17 protein-coding genes are annotated in these 17,539 nt (G+C 66.0%); 5 read left to right on the forward strand and 12 right to left on the reverse strand.

Features of this window, described 5'->3' with window-relative positions:
* Positions 1 to 3: 3 nt before the first annotated feature.
* The 11 genes from mutL to B7449_RS08840 form a co-directional block, all read right to left on the reverse strand.
* Complete coding sequence (mutL, locus tag B7449_RS08790; protein WP_235721326.1) at positions 4 to 1,866, reverse strand: DNA mismatch repair endonuclease MutL; 1,863 nt, start codon at positions 1,864 to 1,866, stop codon at positions 4 to 6.
* Positions 1,867 to 1,938: 72 nt separating this feature from the next.
* A complete protein-coding gene (locus B7449_RS08795; RefSeq protein ID WP_039732377.1) occupies positions 1,939 to 2,427 on the reverse strand; it encodes a DUF3035 domain-containing protein in 489 nt (162 codons plus the stop codon).
* 94 nt (positions 2,428 to 2,521) lie between these two features.
* Positions 2,522 to 2,995, reverse strand: coding sequence for a signal peptidase II (gene lspA, locus B7449_RS08800; RefSeq protein WP_039732378.1), 474 nt, complete (start codon positions 2,993 to 2,995; stop codon positions 2,522 to 2,524).
* Between the two features lie 5 nt (positions 2,996 to 3,000).
* A complete protein-coding gene (gene ileS, locus B7449_RS08805; RefSeq protein WP_039732379.1) occupies positions 3,001 to 5,874 on the reverse strand; it encodes an isoleucine--tRNA ligase in 2,874 nt (957 codons plus the stop codon).
* Between the two features lie 90 nt (positions 5,875 to 5,964).
* On the reverse strand, positions 5,965 to 6,924 hold the full coding sequence (locus B7449_RS08810) for a bifunctional riboflavin kinase/FAD synthetase (protein WP_039732380.1): 960 nt from the start codon (positions 6,922 to 6,924) through the stop codon (positions 5,965 to 5,967).
* Positions 6,921 to 7,637 (reverse strand): acireductone synthase, encoded by a 717-nt coding sequence (gene mtnC / locus B7449_RS08815; RefSeq protein ID WP_039732381.1) that lies wholly within the window; start codon positions 7,635 to 7,637, stop codon positions 6,921 to 6,923. Before mtnC ends, B7449_RS08810 begins: the two co-directional genes overlap by 4 nt.
* Positions 7,638 to 7,660: 23 nt before the next feature.
* A complete protein-coding gene (locus B7449_RS08820; protein WP_039732382.1) occupies positions 7,661 to 8,203 on the reverse strand; it encodes a 1,2-dihydroxy-3-keto-5-methylthiopentene dioxygenase in 543 nt (180 codons plus the stop codon).
* Complete coding sequence (locus B7449_RS08825; RefSeq protein WP_199858304.1) at positions 8,200 to 8,823, reverse strand: methylthioribulose 1-phosphate dehydratase; 624 nt, start codon at positions 8,821 to 8,823, stop codon at positions 8,200 to 8,202. The genes B7449_RS08820 and B7449_RS08825 overlap by 4 nt, the downstream gene beginning before the upstream one ends.
* Before the next feature lie 40 nt (positions 8,824 to 8,863).
* Complete coding sequence (gene tatA / locus B7449_RS08830; RefSeq protein ID WP_039732384.1) at positions 8,864 to 9,109, reverse strand: twin-arginine translocase TatA/TatE family subunit; 246 nt, start codon at positions 9,107 to 9,109, stop codon at positions 8,864 to 8,866.
* Between the two features lie 134 nt (positions 9,110 to 9,243).
* The gene (locus B7449_RS08835; RefSeq protein ID WP_048883573.1) at positions 9,244 to 9,684 is read right to left on the reverse strand and encodes a CHAP domain-containing protein; all 441 of its coding nucleotides are present in this window, start codon (positions 9,682 to 9,684) and stop codon (positions 9,244 to 9,246) included.
* 50 nt (positions 9,685 to 9,734) lie between these two features.
* A complete protein-coding gene (locus B7449_RS08840) occupies positions 9,735 to 10,376 on the reverse strand; it encodes a regulatory protein RecX (RefSeq protein ID WP_039732385.1) in 642 nt (213 codons plus the stop codon).
* A gap of 297 nt (positions 10,377 to 10,673) precedes the next feature.
* On the opposite strand from B7449_RS08840, the gene B7449_RS08845 reads away from it, so the two are divergent.
* The 5 genes from B7449_RS08845 to B7449_RS08865 all read left to right on the forward strand — a co-directional run bounded on the left by B7449_RS08845 (position 10,674) and on the right by B7449_RS08865 (position 15,220).
* A complete protein-coding gene (locus B7449_RS08845) occupies positions 10,674 to 11,879 on the forward strand; it encodes an aspartate aminotransferase family protein (RefSeq protein ID WP_039732386.1) in 1,206 nt (401 codons plus the stop codon).
* The gene (argF, locus tag B7449_RS08850; RefSeq protein ID WP_039732387.1) at positions 11,876 to 12,862 is read left to right on the forward strand and encodes an ornithine carbamoyltransferase; all 987 of its coding nucleotides are present in this window, start codon (positions 11,876 to 11,878) and stop codon (positions 12,860 to 12,862) included. The genes B7449_RS08845 and argF overlap by 4 nt, the downstream gene beginning before the upstream one ends.
* Positions 12,859 to 13,179: a hypothetical protein gene (locus tag B7449_RS08855; RefSeq protein WP_039732388.1), complete on the forward strand. Its 321-nt coding sequence runs from the start codon at positions 12,859 to 12,861 to the stop codon at positions 13,177 to 13,179. Before argF ends, B7449_RS08855 begins: the two co-directional genes overlap by 4 nt.
* A gap of 32 nt (positions 13,180 to 13,211) precedes the next feature.
* Positions 13,212 to 14,192, forward strand: coding sequence for an Hsp33 family molecular chaperone HslO (gene hslO, locus B7449_RS08860; RefSeq protein WP_048883571.1), 981 nt, complete (start codon positions 13,212 to 13,214; stop codon positions 14,190 to 14,192).
* Positions 14,193 to 14,293: 101 nt separating this feature from the next.
* The gene (locus B7449_RS08865; RefSeq protein WP_039732389.1) at positions 14,294 to 15,220 is read left to right on the forward strand and encodes a hypothetical protein; all 927 of its coding nucleotides are present in this window, start codon (positions 14,294 to 14,296) and stop codon (positions 15,218 to 15,220) included.
* 117 nt (positions 15,221 to 15,337) lie between these two features.
* Here the strand turns inward: B7449_RS08865 and B7449_RS08870 are convergent, their stop codons facing one another.
* Positions 15,338 to 17,452, reverse strand: coding sequence for a protein-disulfide reductase DsbD family protein (locus B7449_RS08870; protein WP_039732416.1), 2,115 nt, complete (start codon positions 17,450 to 17,452; stop codon positions 15,338 to 15,340).
* Between the last annotated feature and the right edge of the window lie 87 nt (positions 17,453 to 17,539).

The raw sequence follows: 17,539 nt of genomic DNA on the forward strand, positions 1-17,539 counted from the left end.
GCGTCACCTGCGGCCGAACATGCGCTCCAGATCAGCCTTTTCCAGCTTCAGCCACGTGGGCCGACCGTGTGAACAGGTGCCCGAACGGGGGGTGCGTTCCATGTCCCGCAGCAGGGCGTTCATTTCCTCGTGTGTCAGCTTCCGGCCCGCCCTTACGCTGCCGTGACAGGCCATGCGCGCGATGATCGCATCCATACGTGCATCCAGCGCATCGGCCTGCGCAGGCGTGGCCAGATCGTCCGCTTCCAGTTCCTCGGCCAGGTCGCGCAGCATGCCGACCGGGTTTTCCTTGCCCAGAAGGGCGGGCATGGTCCGGACCAGAACGGCCGTGCCGCCAAAGGGTTCGATCTCGATTCCCAGCCGGGCCAGTCCGGGGCCAAAGGACAGCAGTACCTCCACCTGCCGCGCGGGCAGGTCCACCACCTCGGGCAGGAGCAGGCGCTGCGCACGGATTTCCCCGCCCAGATACTGTTCACGCAGGATCTCATGCGTCAGGCGCTCATGGGCGGCATGCTGGTCCACCAGCACAAGCGCGCCATCCGCCGTCTGGGATACGATATAGGTGCCCAGAACCTGCGCCACCGCCGCCCCAAGCGGGTGGTCGATGGCGGGCGCCGCATCCGCCACCACAGTCTCCGGCCCATCGGGGACGGCCTTGCGCGCGGCAGGCAGGGCGGACAGGGGCAATGTCGATTCGGCAAAGCCGGGGGGCAGGGCCGCACCCTGCGGCGCGGATGCGGGTGACGGGGCAGCCAGGCGGGTCGAAATCCCTGCGGCATCGGCACTGCGTTCCGGCGGATACCATATCCGCGCGGATGAAGCCCCGCGCGATTGCAGCAGGTCGGGCCTGACCCCGGCAACACCCGCCCCGGTGCCCAGTGCGCGCCCTAGCGAACCGATCACCAGCGCCCGCACGGCTGCCGAGTCAGCATAGCGCAGTTCCGTCTTGGCGGGATGTACGTTCACATCCACCTGTTCGGGCGGGATGTCCAGCGACAGGGCCACAACCGCGTGCCGTCCATGTTCCATCACGTTGCGATAGGCCACCCGCACCGCCGTGCGCAGCACCGGGTCCACCACCGGCCGCCCATTGACCAGCAGCATCTGACCGTTGGCCGTGGCGCGGTGCACGGACGGGGCACAGATGAAACCGCTCAGCTTCAGGTCTCCGCGCTGCCCTTCCACCGGCAGCAGGCCATCGGCATGTCCCGACTCCAGAATCGCGGCGACACGCGCCGCCATGTCCTGCGCCGGCAGGTCCAGGATCAGGCGCTGATCGAATTCCAGCCGAAAGGCGATATGCGGGACAGACAGGGCCAGCCGACGCACCACGTTTTCGGCATGGCTGGATTCGACACGTGGGCTTTTGAGGAATTTCCGCCGTGCTGGCGTTGCGAAAAACATATCCTCCACCAGCACGCGCGTGCCGGGCGGCCCCGCGCAGGGTTCCACATCCCCCACCACGCCGCCTTCCACACGGATCGACCAGGCCGAATCACTGTCGTGCAGCCGGGACATGACCGTAAGACGGGCCGCGGCACCGATGGAGGGCAGGGCCTCACCACGGAAGCCAAGGGTGGAAATGCGCACCAGTGTCTCGTCACGCAGCTTGGACGTACAGTGCCGCTCCACCGCAAGCCGCAGGTCTTCGGGCGACATGCCGCAGCCATCATCCGTGACATCGATCCGGTCAATGCCACCCCGATCCAGGCGGATATGAATCCGACGCGCACCGGAATCGATGGCGTTTTCCACCAGTTCCTTCAGCGCCGCAGCGGGGCGTTCGATCACCTCGCCCGCGGCAATGCGGTTGACGACCTGTTCCGACAGGCGACGGATAACCGGCTGGCCATTACCAGAAGACATATTCACACCATGGACCGGATTGCACGCATCAGGCCACATGCCGCGCATCGGTCAGATGCGCGGTCGGACCATTTATTTGCTGGGACCGCTGACGGTCGGGGTCGCACCCTGCGTCAGGTTGCGGCCAAGGGCTGAATCCTCGCGCAGGCGGGCATTCTCGGCCTTGCCGTTGACAAGGTTGCCGGCCCCACCACCGTGCCAGAACATCAGCTTGTCAACAAAACTGGTATCGGCGCGGCCCATTTCGCCCTTGTCCTCATCGTTGGAGGCCTGCTGCGCTTCACCCACCAGGGCGGTCTGGCCCTCGCTGCCCGGACCATCAGCCCCCTGCAGCGCCACATTGGGGGAAAGCGTTTCCAGCGCCTGCATGCGCGGGTTGGTGTCCTGCGCGCGCTGGACGGCGTTGCTGTTCGGGGCACCCAGCTCATCGGACGGCGGCATGGACAGCGGCGCGCGCGTCGTGACCGTGTATTCGTCCGGCAGGCTCCGCTCCAGCCCGAAGGCGCGCGAAACATCGGCACCGGTGCAGCCTGATAGCATGAAGCCGCCCGATACAAGCATTGCACAGGAAAGGGGTCTGAGAGCAGAAATCGCCATATCTCGCCTATTACCGTTAGTGGAACGGTTCGGCAAGCATGTGCAGGCCGCTCCTAACCTAGTTTGCATCGCGATGACGCATGTTGTCGATAATCAGGATCGCAACACCGCAGTCAATCATGGCATCGGCAATGTTGAACACCGGCCATGACCAGCCAAAGGCATGGGCGTCAATGAAATCGACCACCGCGCCAAAGCGCAACCGGTCAATGACATTGCCGATGGCACCGCCCATGATCATGCCCAGCGCCACCGCCACCCACCGACGCGGAGTGCGCGCAAGCCATACCGCAAGCCCCGCCACGATCACCAGCGCCGCGACCGAGAAGATGATCCGCCCCGCAGCGCCCGCGCCACCCAGCATGCCAAATGTAATGGCGTGGTTCCACACCATGGTCAGGTTCAGCACCGGCAGCAGCGGCACGCTTACGCGCGCCGGCAGGTCATAGACATTCAGTATCCAGAACTTGCTGGCCTGGTCGGCCGCCAGCGCACCCAGCAGGCAGGCACCGCCCAGAACACGGTTGTTCATGAAGGTTACGCCCCGTCCTGCACCACATCGACACAGCGCAGGCACAGTTCGGGATGGGCGCTGTCCCGTCCCACTTCCTCCAGCACCTTCCAGCAGCGCGCGCATTTATGGCCCGCCGCAACACTGATGGTGGGAATGCCGTGCGGCACGCCTTCCTGCGCCCCATCCTCGCCAAGGTAGATCGACCCGGCGCCCGCGATGATGGTGACATCCGCCTGCGAGACAATGGTCAGTTCCGCCCAGTCCACGCCTTCAAACCGGGCCGCTTCCGCTTCCGACAGTGGCAGGTCGAGTGCGGCCTGCAGCGATGACTTGACCAGCCCGTCGCGACGCGCGGTTTCGATTTCGGTCGTGATGACACGGCGCACCGCACGCAGCATGGCCCAGCGTTCACCCAGCGCGTCATCGTGCCACTGCGTCGGCAGTTCGGGGAACGGCTGCAGGTGGATGCTTTCGGAATTGCCGGGACGGGCCAGCCATGCCTCTTCCGCCGTGAAGACCAGCACGGGGGCAAGCCATGCGCACAGGCAGCGATGCAACTGGTCCAGCACGGTGCGCGCCGCGCGCCGCTTCAGGCTGGATGCGCCATCACAGTAGATGGTGTCCTTGCGCACATCGAAATAGAAGGCCGACAGGTCAGCGGCGCAGAAACCGTGCAGCGCGGGATAGACGCCCACCCATTCATGCGTTTCCACCGCGCGGGCCACAAGGCTGCCCAGTTCGGACATGCGGTGCAGGACCCAGCGTTCAAGTTCGGGCAGCTGTTCGTAAGGTACACGCTCGGCTTCGGTGAAGCCGTCCAGCGCACCCAGCAACCAGCGCAGCGTATTGCGCAGGCGACGGTAGAGTTCGCCCTGCTGCTTGAGGATTTCCTTGCCGATGCGCAGGTCCTCGTTGGTGTCCGAGTTCATGACCCACAGGCGCAGGATGTCGGCGCCAAGGCTGTCATTCACGTCCTGCGGCGCGATAACATTGCCCAGCGACTTGGACATCTTGCGACCCTGCTCGTCCAGCACGAAGCCATTGGTGACCAGCGCCTTGTACGGGGCCACGCCACGGGTGCCGACACTTTCCAGCAGCGAGGACTGGAACCAGCCACGATGCTGGTCGGAACCTTCCAGATACAGGTCGGCCGGGAACGGCATGTCGCCATGGCCCAGCACGAAGGCATGGGTCGAACCGCTTTCAAACCATACATCGACAATATCGAACACCTGCTCGTAATCGTCGGGATTGCGGCCATCGCCAAGAAAGCGCGAGGCGGGGGAACTGTACCACGCATCCGCCCCTTCGGCGCGGAAGGCTTCGACAATGCGCTCCATCACCGCAGCGTCGCGCAGGACCTCGCCCGTGCGCTTTTCCACGAATACGGCAATCGGCACGCCCCACGCGCGCTGGCGGCTGATGCACCAGTCTGGGCGGCCCGCCACCATGGAGGTCAGGCGGTTACGCGCCTGGGCCGGCACGAATGTCACCTTTTCCAGCGCCGTCAGTGCGCGGTCACGCAGGTGCCCGTCGCCATCCATGCGGATGAACCACTGCGGGGTGGCGCGATAGATGATCGGCGCGCGTGACCGCCACGAATGCGGGTAGGAATGCACCAGCGTGGCCCGGGCCACCAGCCCGCTTGGCGCGGTGCCTGCCGCAACAGCACGCTGCATGGCCTCCAGCAGCGCCTGGCAGACCGGCTCGGCCGCCTTGAACACATGGCCACCGGCGAACAGCGGCACCCAGTCGGCATAGCGGCCATCGTCCATCACCAGTTCGGTGATCTCGAGGCCATGGGCACGGCCGAGGTTGAAGTCGTCTTCGCCATGGGCCGGGGCAGTGTGCACCAGACCGGTGCCCGCCTCGGTCGTGACATGCGCGCCGGGCAGCAGCGGAACGTCGAAATCATATCCCTGCCCACGCAGCGGATGGGCGCAGATGGCACCTTCCAGCGCGCTGCCGGGCAGTGTGTACAGCACATGGTGGGCCGTAACATTCGCCGCCTCGCAGAACGGGGCGATCAGGTCCTCGGCCACCAGCACGCGGGCTTCGGGTTCCAGCGTCGCGTTGTCGCCCACGCCATCGACGCGCACCACGGCATAGGTGATGTCGGGGCCATAGGCGATGGCGCGGTTGGCGGGGATGGTCCACGGGGTGGTGGTCCAGATCACCGCCGCCACGTCCTGCAGCGCTTTGGCGGGCGTGGGGTCGGTCACGATGGGAAACGCCACGTGAATGGCGGTGGATTCGTGGTCGCGGTATTCGATTTCGGCTTCGGCCAGCGCGGTTTTTTCAACCGGACTCCACATGACCGGGCGCAGGCCACGGTACAGCAGGCCATTGAGCAGGAATTTGCCGATTTCCCCAGCGATCGCCGCCTCGGATGAAAAATCCATGGTGGCGTAACGGTTCGCCCATTCCGCCTGCACGCCCAGCCTGCGGAACTCACTGGCCTGGATGTCCAGCCATTTCTGGGCGTAGGCGCGGCATTCGGCACGGAACTGCAGCACCGGCACGCTGTCCTTGTCCTGCCCGCGCTTGCGGTATTCTTCCTCGATCTTCCATTCGATCGGCAGGCCGTGGCAGTCCCAGCCCGGCACGTAATGGATGCCATAGCCCGACATGCGGTGGGCGCGATTGATCACGTCCTTGAGGATCTTGTTCAGCGCGTGCCCGATATGCAGGTGCCCGTTGGCATAGGGCGGGCCGTCATGCAGCATGAACACGTCACGGCCGCGCGCCTGCGCGAACAGGCGGTCATCGAGCTTCTCGCTCTCCCATCCCGCCAGAATCTCCGGCTCCCGCCTGGGCAGATTGCCCCGCATGGGAAAGGAAGTGGTCGGCAGGAAGACCGTCTCCCGATAGAGATCCTGTGGTTTTGACTCGGACATGGCCTGTTCTGTTCTTCTGGCAAGGGGAAGTGCATGCGCGGCCACCGGCCCGCGTGCAGGAAACCTTATGGAGACCACGGTGGTGCGTGGTCAAGTTCTGGCGGATATGGGTGCGAATTCGTGGGTGGACAGGTATGCCATCGCCTGCGTGCAGTCGCGCGCGATCTGCTCCTTCAGCGCGTCCAGCCCGTCAAAGCGACGTTCGGCCCGCAGCAGGGTATGCAGCGCCACCGACAGGGTCTGGCCATACAGGTCGCCCGAGAAGCCCAGCAGGTGAACCTCCAGCCGGCTTTCCTGTCCATCATTGATGGTGGGCCTGCGCCCGATATTGGCCACGCCGGGACAGACCTGGCCATCCGCCATGCGCACGCTGACGGCATAAACCCCCCGCGCGGGTTCCAGATGACGGCCCAGCGCGATATTGGCAGTGGGGAAACCCAGCAGGCGGCCGCGCTTGTCCCCATGCTGGACCACGCCGCGAATCGACCATGGACGGCCCAGTTCCTCCGCCGCGCGTTCGGGATAGCCATCCTGCAGCAGCCTGCGGATGCGGCTTGATGAATATGGTCCCAGCGCATCCGACAGCGGGGGCACGACACTCAGGCCGATGCCCAGTTCGGCGGTCCGTTCGGTCAGGAAGGCGACATTGCCCCGCCTGCGGTGGCCAAAGGCGAAATCCATGCCGCAGGCGACATGGTGCAGGCCCAGCCCTTCATGCAGCACACGGGTGACGAATTCCTCGGCGCTCATGGCGCTGAATTCACGATCGAACCCGATCTGGAACACGTGCCGGACCCCAAGCGCGGACAGCGCGGCAAAGCGTTCCTGTGGCAGTGTCAGGCGAAAGGGCGGGTCCTGCGGGCGGAACAGCTCGCGCGGGTGCGGCTCGAACGTCACGACCGCCAGTTCACGCTCGGGCCGGGCTGCATGCAGGGCATGAACCAGATGGGCATGCCCCAGGTGCACGCCATCAAAATTACCCAGCGCCGCAACCATGCCCCGCGCGCTGTCGGGAATGTTGCGCCAGTCAGTATGCAGGTGCGCCTTCATGCCTGCCCCGCGCGGGGCAGGCCAAAGCGTTCGGCCACTTCATCCAGCGTCGCGGCCACGGGATGGGTCGTGCCCGGCTGCGTGCCGTCCTGCGGGCGCACGATCTGGCACGTGCGCAGGCCCGCCTGCGCTGCCGCATCCAGTTCGGCCACCACATCGGACAGGAACAGGACGTCGCCCGCCTGCCACTGCGCGTCCTGCAGGATGTTGACGTAGCTGCGCGCGTCCCGCTTGCCGCCCATCTGCAGGTCATAGAAGCCGACGAACACGCTGCTCAGATCACCTTCGGTCGTATGGCCATAGATCAGCTTCTGTGCTGTGACCGAACCCGATGAATATACCGCCAGCGCCAGCCCTGCCGCCGCCCAGCAGCGCAGCGCGGGCGTCACGTCGGGATACAGCGCGGCCTTCAGCACGCCATCGGCATAGCCCTGCGCCCAGACCATGCCCTGCAATGCCTTGAGCGGGGCGACCTTGGCATCGGCATCCATCCATGCCTCAAGCTGGCGCAGCGGCGGCACACCGGGGGCAAGGCGGGCGATTTCCGCCACCTGCGTGCGCACATCCGGGTCGTCCGCATGCGTGCGCAGCAGGCCCGGCAGCGCCTTGCGGGCATAGGGGAACAATGTGTCATGGACGAAGGAAACCGGTATGGTCGTTCCCTCAATATCCAGCAGCACCGCGCGTACTGGCGGCTGCGTGGCCTGGGTCACGTTCTCATCTCCCTCAGTGCGGCTCAGGCTTCAACGGGGAAGCGGACCGCGATGTCACTTCCGGTATACTGCGCGATCCACCCATCGGGGTTGGTGAATACGCGCAGGGTCACGAAATCCGGGGTCTCGCCCCCATCAAACCAGTGGGGAATACCGGCAGGCACCGAAATCAGGTCCCCCGCCGTGCAGCGCACGTCATATACGCGCCCGCCCACATGCATGATGAAATCCCCCTGTCCATGCACGAAAAACCGGACCTCATCCTCGCTATGGACATGTTCGGACAGGTATTTGCTGCGCGCCTGCGCCCAGCCCTGCGTGTCGGGCCCGACACGCAGCACATCGGCCGACCCCGCCCCCGTCTCCCCCATCAGCTGGTCAAGATAGGGGCGGTAGGCATCGAGTACCTCGGCTTCGGATGCGGTGCGCGGGGGCACGACGGGACTGTCCCAGCGTTCGAAGCGCACGTTGATCGCCGCGAGTTCGGATGCGATCCGTTTGGGATCGGTCAGGTGGATGATGGGCGTGCCGGGATTGTTATCGGCATAGACGTTCAGGCTGCTCATCGGATCTTCCTTTTTTCCAGTTCGCAGGCCAGCAGGAATTCCAGCCCCTCCAGCCGGGCCAGCGCGGTGTCCATGTCCTTCCCCCACACGTACACCCCATGCCCGCGGATGATGTAGCCCGCGCGCATGCCATCCAGATGCGGGGCCACGACATCGGACAGGCGGGCAATGTCCTGGTCATTGTCGAATACGGGCACATGCACCCGTGCCGCATGCGTGATCTGCCCTGCGAAGACCTTCTGCACTTCGTAGTCTTCCAGCACCAGCGCATCCCCACCCAGCCGCGACAGCACGGTGGAGGCGACGGAATGACCATGCAGCACCGCGCCCGCATCGGGGTCATGGGCATAGATCTGGCAATGCAGCAGGGTTTCGGCGCTGGGCCGGTCGCCTGCGGTCAGGGCCCTGCCCGCCGCATCGACGCATATCACCCCGTCCGGCCCCAGCAGCCCCTTGTGCCCGCCCGAACGCGTGATGGCGAGGTTGCCGTCAGGCAGGCGGATGCTGATATTGCCGGCCGTGGCGGGCACCCAGCCGAAACGGTCCATGCGCCGGCCCGCCGCGATGATCCGGTCCACCGCCCGGCAGTACGCCCCCGCCGGGAACACTGCGTTATCCATTACGCCGCCCATCCGCGCGGCACAGGCGCGCAATCCATCATCATTTTACGTTATTGGCCGAATGCTGCGGCGCTTCGGAAAAGGAGGCGTCCTTGTCCTTGCCCGGTCCCTGGATATGGCCGGTCGGCACCGGGTCTTCCGGGGCATCATCGGCCATGTTCTTCTTGAACGACTTGATCCCGCGCGCCATGTCCCCCATGAGCGAACTGATCTTGCCACCGCCGCCAAACAGTACCAGCACCACCGCCAGCACGATCAGCCAATGTCCCCAGCTCAAGCTACCCATCGCATCCCTCGATCCGCGTCCATGACGCAAAATACCGTATTGTCCATCCGCCATCCAATATGGCGGCGGCCTGCCCTACCCCGCCTATGTGAGGGGAGGCGCCACGATATGCAAGCACCCCCCAGTCTTACCGGTCAGCCTGCCGGCAGGATAAACCCGTAAGCAGGATAGACGGTTTTGCCCATGTCGTGAATGGGGGACCACCAGACCTTCACCCGCGACCAGTCATTGCGGGCCGAGACATCGACCACCGGCTCGCCCCGACCAATGCGCCCGGGCACCCAGTTGGCCTGGTCCACCAGGACCTCACGCGGGCTGCGTACCGCGCGCACGACGGACACATGCCCGTCGGGCAGGCGGCCCGTGGCGCGGAACACCAGCACCGCCCCCGTCCTGGGCGCATGGCTGCGCGGATACCGGCCCTGCGCCTGCCCCCACCATGACGCGGCGGCGCCACTGAGCTGCACATGCGTGACCTGCCGTGCATAGGGCGCGCACTGCACCGCCCCGTGCCAGCCATGCCCGCTGCCGCCGCCCGCACATGCCGCAAGCGACAGCAGGCCGCCCGCCGCCATGATCCGTGCCAGTACTGTCCGCGCCAGTGCGGCCCGTGCCCATCCGCGCCTCATGCCATCCTCATGCGCATGATCCTGTCCTCCGCCTCTTCCAGTTCCATGTCCAGCGCCCTGCGGGCCGTATCATGCGTGAAACCCGCGCGCGCCATGGCATCCATCGCGCGGCGGTAGCGCCTGTCCACCTCGTCCCCGTTCGCATCGGGGCGCACGAAAGGGCCGGCGCGACGTTTGCGGGCGAAGACAAGGGCCGCGGCCAGCTCGGTTTCCTGCCCTTCCCCGTCACGCGGGCCGAGGGCTTCCTCCACCGCGCGGTCCACCGTGGCCTCATCCACGCCACGCACGCCCAGATGGGCGGCGACCATGCGGCGCGAGCGGCCCGCGCGGACAAGGGACCGGGCGCGGAATTCGGAAAAGCGGGCGTCATCCACCGCGCCCAGCCCCTCCATGTCGGCCACGACTGCGGCAATGGCGCCGCGCGCGGGCAGCACGGCCTGGACAGCTTCATGTTCATCCATGCCGCTGCTGACCGCGCGCCGCACCCAGCGGTCGACATGACGCGACAGCATCCGTTCCACGCCCGCGCGGGTTGCGGAAAAACGGGCAAGATAGGCAAGAGCCACCTCACGCAGCCTGACGGCATCGGGCGCGGGGGCAAGCGGTCGGGGTGCGGAGCGGGAAGGACGGGCCACCATGGTCCCTACTGTGCCACAGCCATGCGCCCGCGCCCATGATTATGCGCGGATGTATGGCTGCCATGGCCCCAGCGGGGGCGGAAATGGCGCGAAGGTTGCATTTCGCACAGGCGGGCCATATTCTCTCTCCTTTCCGGATCTGCATGCGCAGACAGGACGGCGCGACGGGTCGCGTCGCCCTGATGCAGTAGCCGGAGAAATCGGAAAACGGCATATGCCCACCCCGATGGCGGTGGGCCGTTTTCGTTTCTGAACCCTGATCCTTTTTTCTTTGACCTGAAATCACAAGGCTGTTCCATGATTTCCGCCCTGATGCCGAATTACAATCGCGCCGACCTCGCTTTCGAGCGCGGCGAAGGTGCCTGGCTGTACACGGTGGACGGGCGACGATTCCTGGATTTCGGGTCCGGCATCGCCACGTCCTCGGTCGGCCACAACAACCCCCACCTGGTCGGCGCCATCACGCAGCAGGCGCAGCGCGTGATGCACGTATCCAATCTGTACCGCGTGCCGCAGGCCGAACGGCTGGCGGAACGGCTGGTGGCCAACACCTTTGCCGACAGCGCCTTTTTCTGCAATTCGGGCGCTGAAGCCAATGAAGGCCTGATCAAGATGATCCGCCGCGCGCAGGCCAGGTCCGGCCACCCCGAACGCACGCGCATCATCTGCTTCAACGGCGCCTTCCACGGGCGCACGCTGGCGACGCTGTCGGCCACGGGCAACCCCAAATATCTCGACGGGTTCGGCCCGCGGGTGGAAGGGTTCGACCATGTGCCGCTCAACAACATAAGCGCGGTGCGCGACGCCATCGGGGCCGGGACGGCGGGCATCATGATCGAGCCTGTGCAGGGCGAAAGCGGCATCCATGTCGCCACCCCGCGCTTCATGCAGGACCTGCGCGCGGTGTGTGATGAATACGGCCTGTTCCTTGGCGTGGATGAAGTCCAGTGCGGCATGGGCCGCACGGGGCGCCTGTTTGCGTATGAATGGTCGGACATAACGCCCGATATCCTGTCCACCGCCAAGGGCATTGCCGGAGGCTTCCCCATGGGCGCGGTGCTGACCACCGAAACCATCGCGAAGCACATGACGCCGGGCAGCCATGGCACGACATTTGGCGGCAGCCCGCTGGCATGTGCTGCGGCGAATGCGGTGCTCGACATCCTGCTGGCGCCCGGTTTCCTCGAAGGGGTGCGCGCCCGCGCGGCACAGCTGGATGCGGGGCTGGACCGGCTGTGCGCGACCTATCCGGATGTCTTTGCCAGCCGCCGGGGACTGGGGCTGCTGATCGGCCTGAAATGCAGCGCGGATGTGGCGCTGGTGCAGACCGCCGCCATCCATGAAGGCATGCTGAGTGTCACGGCAGGCGACAACGTGCTGCGCATGCTGCCGCCACTGACGGTAACCGAGGCCGACTGCGCCGACGCGCTGTCCATGCTGGACCGCGCGGCACAGCGGGTACGCACCCATGTCGCCGCCGCCAAGACGGAGAATGTGGCATGAACGCGCTTCAGACCCCCACCCACGTGACCCCGCGCCACTTCCTTGACCTGCGTGACCTGGACGGTGCGACGCTGCGCACGATCCTGGATGTCGCGGCCGGGATCAAGCGCATGCAGCGCCATCGCGCCCGCCCGCTGCACCCGGCGCTGCCGCTGCGTGGCCGCGCACTTGGCCTCATGCTGTCCAAGCCGTCCACACGTACCCGTGTCTCGTTTGAAGTGGGGATGCAGCAGCTGGGCGGAAACGTGATCCTGCTCTCTCCGGGTGACATGCAGCTGGGCCGGGGGGAAAGCATTGCCGATACCGCGCGCGTGCTGTCACGCTTTGTTGACGCCATCGTGCTGCGTACCGGCAAGACGGAAAACCTGCGCCAGCTTGCACGCTGGAGCAGCGTTCCGGTCATCAACGGCCTGACGCCGGATTCGCATCCGGTGCAGATCATGGCCGATATCATGACGTTCGAGGAACATCGTGGCCCGATCACGGGACGCACGCTGGCATGGGTGGGGGATGGCAACAATGTCGCCACCTCCTTCATCGAGGCGGCGGCCCTGTTCGGCTTCCACCTGCGTCTGGCCACGCCCGCGACGCATGCGCCATCGGTCGCCGCCGTGGCGTGGGCGCGCGAACATGGCGCGCAGATCACGGTCACGACCGACCCCGTGGCCGCCGTGGCCGGGGCGGACGCGGTGATTACCGACACATGGGTCAGCATGTCGGACAAGGAATCTGCGCAGCGCATCAGCGCGTTCGAACCATACCGCGTCAATGCGGCCCTGATGGCGCATGCGGCACCTGATGCCCTTTTCCTGCACTGCCTGCCTGCCCATATCGGGGAGGAAGTGACGGAAGACGTGTTTGAAGGCCCGCATTCCGTCGTGTTCGACGAGGCCGAAAATCGCCTGCATGCGCAAAAGGGCATCCTGATCTGGGCGCTGTGCGGCGAGGACTGGCAGCAATATGGAAAGGAACCCACGGCATGACCGGACCGGCCGAACAGCCCGCCCTGCCCTCCGCCACCGAAGATACGCCGGAAATCCCGGGCTGGGCGGAAAAGAGCGTGCGCGACATCTTTGCCGCCCTGCCCACCCGTGACACCCGCATTGACGCGGTGCGTGACGCCTATCTGGACTGCATTGCCGGGGCGGGCCGCACGGAAGACCTGGATATGGAACATGACCGCTGCCGCCTGCGCGCCATGACCGTGCTGGACACGGACGGCCTGCTGCCAGCGGACCAGCTGAAAGACCTCGACCAGCGCCTCGCCGCGCTGGAGGCGGATATTACCGCCAATCTGTAATGACGCACGGCCCCCGGTAACGGGGGCACGTGATGCTGCGGGTTTCTGCCATGACTGCCAATAATCCCTCCCCCGCCTTTCTGGACGCCAGCCGCCCCGACACGCCCGATCTGGTCGTGCCGCAGGGTGTCGTGCCGTTCTATCTGGACCATAGGCCGGTACGCGGCCGCCTTGTGCGTCCCGGCGTGCTGACCGATACGCTGCTGACCCGCCATGACAATCCCGATGCCGTGCTGCGGCTGGCGGGGGAAGCGCTGGCGCTGGTGGCGGCCCTTGCCTCGTCACTGAAGTTCAGGGGATCGTTCTCCCTGCAGGCCAAGGGGGATGGCCCGGTCAGCCTGCTGCTGGCGGACTGCACCGATTCCGGCGCGCTGCGCTTCCATGCCCGTTCGGACGACGAACAGGTGGCGGAACTGCTGAAGGCCACGCCCGCCCCGACCGCCAGCCAGCTGCTGGGCAAGGGGTATATCGCCTTCAGCGTCGATCAGGGGCCCGATACCGACATCCATCAGGGCATTGTCGAGATGAATGGCGAAAGCCTGTCGGAAATGGCCGCGCATTATTTCGCCACCAGCGAACAGCATGCCTGCTGGGTCAAGCTGTTCTGTGAAAAAACGCCCGTGGGCTGGCGCTCTGGCGCGCTGGTGATGGAAAAGATCGCCATGGATGGCGGCATTGATGCCGACATGACGTCCGAAGAAGGCGATGATGCGTGGGAAACCGCCGTCACCCTGGCCACGACGCTGACAGCGCGCGAAGTGCTGGATGACACCCTTTCCTCCACGGACCTGCTGTACCGCCTGTTCCATGCCGAAGGACTGGTCGCCGGGCAGCCGCGCGCACTGGCGTTTGGCTGCCGCTGTTCACGCGCGCGCCTGTCGGGCATTCTGGAAACCTTCCCGCTGGATGACCTGGACCATATGGCGCAGGACGGCACGATCACCATGAACTGCTCGTTCTGCAACCACAGCTTCCACTTCCAGCGTGACGAGATCGGCGGCAAGGCGGCCTGACGCTGCCCTGCCCCTGTTCCACCGGCGCGGAACATGGCACGGTCGCCGGACTGACCTGACCTACCGCGCCGCACGCGCCTGCCGTTACCGGGATATGATCCATGCGACCGAACCGTTCGCCGCTTTCCGCCTCCACCCTGCGCCGCAGCCTGCGCGCAGCATTTGTGGCCAGCCTGCCGTTGCTGACACTGCCGCTGTGCGATCCCGCCTACAGCCGCAGCCACCGTAACGACACCCCCACCACGTTCGAGGGGCCGCAATATGGTGACGCCCAGCCACTGAACCTGAATGTCGCGTCCATTTCGGTGGTGGACCGGGGGCAGCCGGGGCTGGTGCCGGGCGACCTGTCCGGACGTGCGCCCAACCCGCCGGACCAGCTTCTCAAGCAGATGGCGCATGACCGGCTGATTGCCGCAGGCAGCGGGGGGGAAGGCGTCTTCACCATCGACCGGGCCTCGATCCTGCATGAACCCGGTGGTATACTGGACGGACAGCTGAACGTACATCTGGACGTGACATCGGCCGATGGCCGTCGCACGGGATATGCCGTCGCCCAGGTTACCCGGTCCTATGACCCGAAAAGAAAACATGGCAACAGCGATACGCCGGAAAACCTGAACACCCTCACCAACATGATGCTGGTGGACATGAGCAAGGAACTGGAATCCCAGATCCGCAACAACCTGGGCAACTGGCTGGTTACCGGGCAGGCACAGGTGCCCGGTGGCATTGTCGCACAGCCACTGGACGGCACCGAAGAGCAGCAGCCAGCCACCACGCAGGCCACCACCCCGGCCCCGGACACCAGCACCATGACCATTGGCGGTGGGCCGACCGACCTTCCGTCTGCGACCCCTTCGGCACCTGCCGCGACGCAGGCAACACCCAGGCCCGCGAATGACGGGCCGGACGCCATCTTCCCCACCGGGTATCCATCCGATGACGGGGACAGCGCGACACCGGCGGCCAAACCGCAACTGCGCTCCCCCCCGCCGGGGAACCTGACGCTGCCGGGCAGCACCAACTGATCTTTCCCATGCAGGGGGCGGCATCATCCGTCCCCTGTTTTTTTGACTATGGAAAGCCGTTTCTGGTGACGCTCTCTTTTTAAAACGCCATCATAAACTGACTTTTCAAACAGTCTCTTACTCTCCTGCCGGTGCGGTCATGCGCAGGACAAGGCCGGGCGTCAGGATTTCAGGCAGGATCACCTCCGCCCCGTGGGCGGGATAATAGGCGTAGAATGGCACGCCGTCGCGGCCATGGTCATGCAGGAAAGCGGTAATCGCCGCATCCCGCAGGGTCCAGTCCCCCTTCATGTAAACGATTCCACGCCGTGCAAAGGCGTCCTGCACCGCATGGGTGGACAGGGCCACGCGCTCATTGACCAGACATGAAATGCACCATGCCGCCGTCATGTCCACGAAGACCGGACGCCCCTGCCTGCGCAGTTCCGCCAGCCGGGTGGGGGAAAAGACGGAACTGCCATCCATCACCCGGCCGGTTCCCCGACCCCGGTCATGCACGGCGGCAGGCGGCAGCACACCACCGCCCACGAATGCCACCAGCAGGGTCAGGACCGCAACGGCGCGATACAGCCCCGCGCGGCCTTCCATGGCATCACGCAGATCCATCATGCTGGCCCGGCGCAGGCACCAGCATCCCGCCAGCACCAGCACCGCGCCTGCCGCCAGCAGGCCCAGCGCGTCCATGCCGCCTTCCAGCTTCGCCACCCATGCCAGCCACACGCATGTTCCCAGCACCGGCAGGGCCAGCAGGTTGCGCACGGTTTCCATCCACCGGCCCGGCTGCGGCAACCAGCCCAGCAGGCCGGGCATGCACGCCAGCAGCAGATAGGGCGCAGCAAGCCCACACCCAAGTGCCGCGAAAACCAGCAGCCCCACTACCGGGGACGCGGCCAGCGCCCCGGCCACCGCCGCCCCCATGAATGGCGCGGTACATGGCGAGGCAAGGACAACCGCCAGCACGCCGGTCAGGAAATCCCCCGCATGCGCGGGCAGGCCGTCCCCCAACCCCATCAACCGCAGGCCGATGGTAAAGAAACCCAGCAGGTTCAGCGCCACGGCAAGCAGCAGCAGACAGATCACGATGACAAAGCCGGTGGACTGGAACTGAAACCCCCAGCCCGCCTGCTGGCCCGCCACACGCAGCGCGGCAATCGTCCCGCCCAGCACCACGAACGACCCCACCACGCCCGCGGCATAGGCCCCTGCCCCCGCCAGCGCCGCCTTGCGCGCGCCCCGCGCCATGCGTTCCAGCGCCAGCACCTTCATCGCCAGCACCGGGAACACGCAGGGCATGAGGTTCAGAATCACCCCCCCCACAAATGCCATGCCCACCAGCCAGCCGACATGCCTGATCCCGCCGGGGGCCACCACCACGGGCGATGGGGATGCAAGCACGCGCACATCCCCCACCACTGGCTGCACCGACAGCCCGCGCTCACGCCCCATGGGGTCACGCAGGACCACGATACCCGACATGCCCGCCCCGTCATGGAATACCGGCCCCGGTTTCAGCGCCAGTTGCACGACACCATCGCGCACCGTCACGGCCTGCGGCGCGTCCTGATCGATCGCGCCCGCCACTTCGGGCATGAACCACGCATCCTTTACCGCATCCGGCGACAGTCCGCGCCCGATCAGCTGCAGGACCCCGGCGGGTGAGACACGGGCGGCAAAGGGCGAGGCCACCGGCCTGCTGGCGGCGGCACTGGCGAAAGCGGCCGCCTGCGACGAAGGCATCGCGTCCCCCCGTGGCAGGGTCAGGCTGAAACTGCCATGCTCCGGCACGCAGACATCGGCACAGACCAGCCACTCCGCCGTGGCATCCAGCGTAACCGGCCCATTCCCCTCCCCCGCCACGGGGGTCAGCGCGACCGGCAGCAGCACATCGCCGGTATAGGCATAGGATGTCAGCGGCCCGTCATGCAGCACGCGTGGCGTGGGCCATTCGATGGTGCCGGCCTGCCCCGTCGCCCCGCCCGTTGCCCGCACGTCCAGCGTCGGCGCATCGCCCGCATCACCGGGGTTGAGCCAGTAGGTGTGCCACCCCGGCGCCAGTTGCAGCCGCAACCCCACATGCAGGGGCCTGCCGGGCATGTAGGTATCGTCATCCGTGACCAGGGTCGCGGTGGCGCGGGGGGACACCACGCCGTCGCTCTGCGCGGCGCGGGCCGGATGCAGGACTGTCACCAGCATGCACAGGATGGACACAAGCCACAGGAAGGGCACGGACAGTACTCCGCCAGAACAGGATGAATGAAAAACGCGCCCGTGTACCATGCCAAGGATTGCCCCACCACCATGCCGGACGCCATAAGATCA

Origin of the sequence: Komagataeibacter intermedius TF2 (assembly GCF_000964425.1) — a bacterium.
Classification (GTDB): domain Bacteria; phylum Pseudomonadota; class Alphaproteobacteria; order Acetobacterales; family Acetobacteraceae; genus Komagataeibacter; species Komagataeibacter intermedius.

What these genes read in the sequence shown, in the direction of transcription:
- mutL (WP_235721326.1), bottom strand. Translation starts at nt 1,866, where the DNA reads ATGTCTTCTGGTAATGGCCAGCCGGTTATCCGTCGCCTGTCGGAACAG.
- B7449_RS08795 (WP_039732377.1), bottom strand. Translation starts at nt 2,427, where the DNA reads ATGCTTGTATCGGGCGGCTTCATGCTATCAGGCTGCACCGGTGCCGAT.
- lspA (WP_039732378.1), bottom strand. Translation starts at nt 2,995, where the DNA reads ATGAACAACCGTGTTCTGGGCGGTGCCTGCCTGCTGGGTGCGCTGGCG.
- ileS (WP_039732379.1), bottom strand. Translation starts at nt 5,874, where the DNA reads ATGTCCGAGTCAAAACCACAGGATCTCTATCGGGAGACGGTCTTCCTG.
- B7449_RS08810 (WP_039732380.1), bottom strand. Translation starts at nt 6,924, where the DNA reads ATGAAGGCGCACCTGCATACTGACTGGCGCAACATTCCCGACAGCGCG.
- B7449_RS08820 (WP_039732382.1), bottom strand. Translation starts at nt 8,203, where the DNA reads ATGAGCAGCCTGAACGTCTATGCCGATAACAATCCCGGCACGCCCATC.
- B7449_RS08825 (WP_199858304.1), bottom strand. Translation starts at nt 8,823, where the DNA reads ATGGATAACGCAGTGTTCCCGGCGGGGGCGTACTGCCGGGCGGTGGAC.
- tatA (WP_039732384.1), bottom strand. Translation starts at nt 9,109, where the DNA reads ATGGGTAGCTTGAGCTGGGGACATTGGCTGATCGTGCTGGCGGTGGTG.
- B7449_RS08835 (WP_048883573.1), bottom strand. Translation starts at nt 9,684, where the DNA reads ATGGCGGCGGGCGGCCTGCTGTCGCTTGCGGCATGTGCGGGCGGCGGC.
- B7449_RS08840 (WP_039732385.1), bottom strand. Translation starts at nt 10,376, where the DNA reads ATGGTGGCCCGTCCTTCCCGCTCCGCACCCCGACCGCTTGCCCCCGCG.
- B7449_RS08845 (WP_039732386.1), top strand. Translation starts at nt 10,674, where the DNA reads ATGATTTCCGCCCTGATGCCGAATTACAATCGCGCCGACCTCGCTTTC.
- argF (WP_039732387.1), top strand. Translation starts at nt 11,876, where the DNA reads ATGAACGCGCTTCAGACCCCCACCCACGTGACCCCGCGCCACTTCCTT.
- B7449_RS08855 (WP_039732388.1), top strand. Translation starts at nt 12,859, where the DNA reads ATGACCGGACCGGCCGAACAGCCCGCCCTGCCCTCCGCCACCGAAGAT.
- hslO (WP_048883571.1), top strand. Translation starts at nt 13,212, where the DNA reads ATGCTGCGGGTTTCTGCCATGACTGCCAATAATCCCTCCCCCGCCTTT.
- B7449_RS08865 (WP_039732389.1), top strand. Translation starts at nt 14,294, where the DNA reads ATGCGACCGAACCGTTCGCCGCTTTCCGCCTCCACCCTGCGCCGCAGC.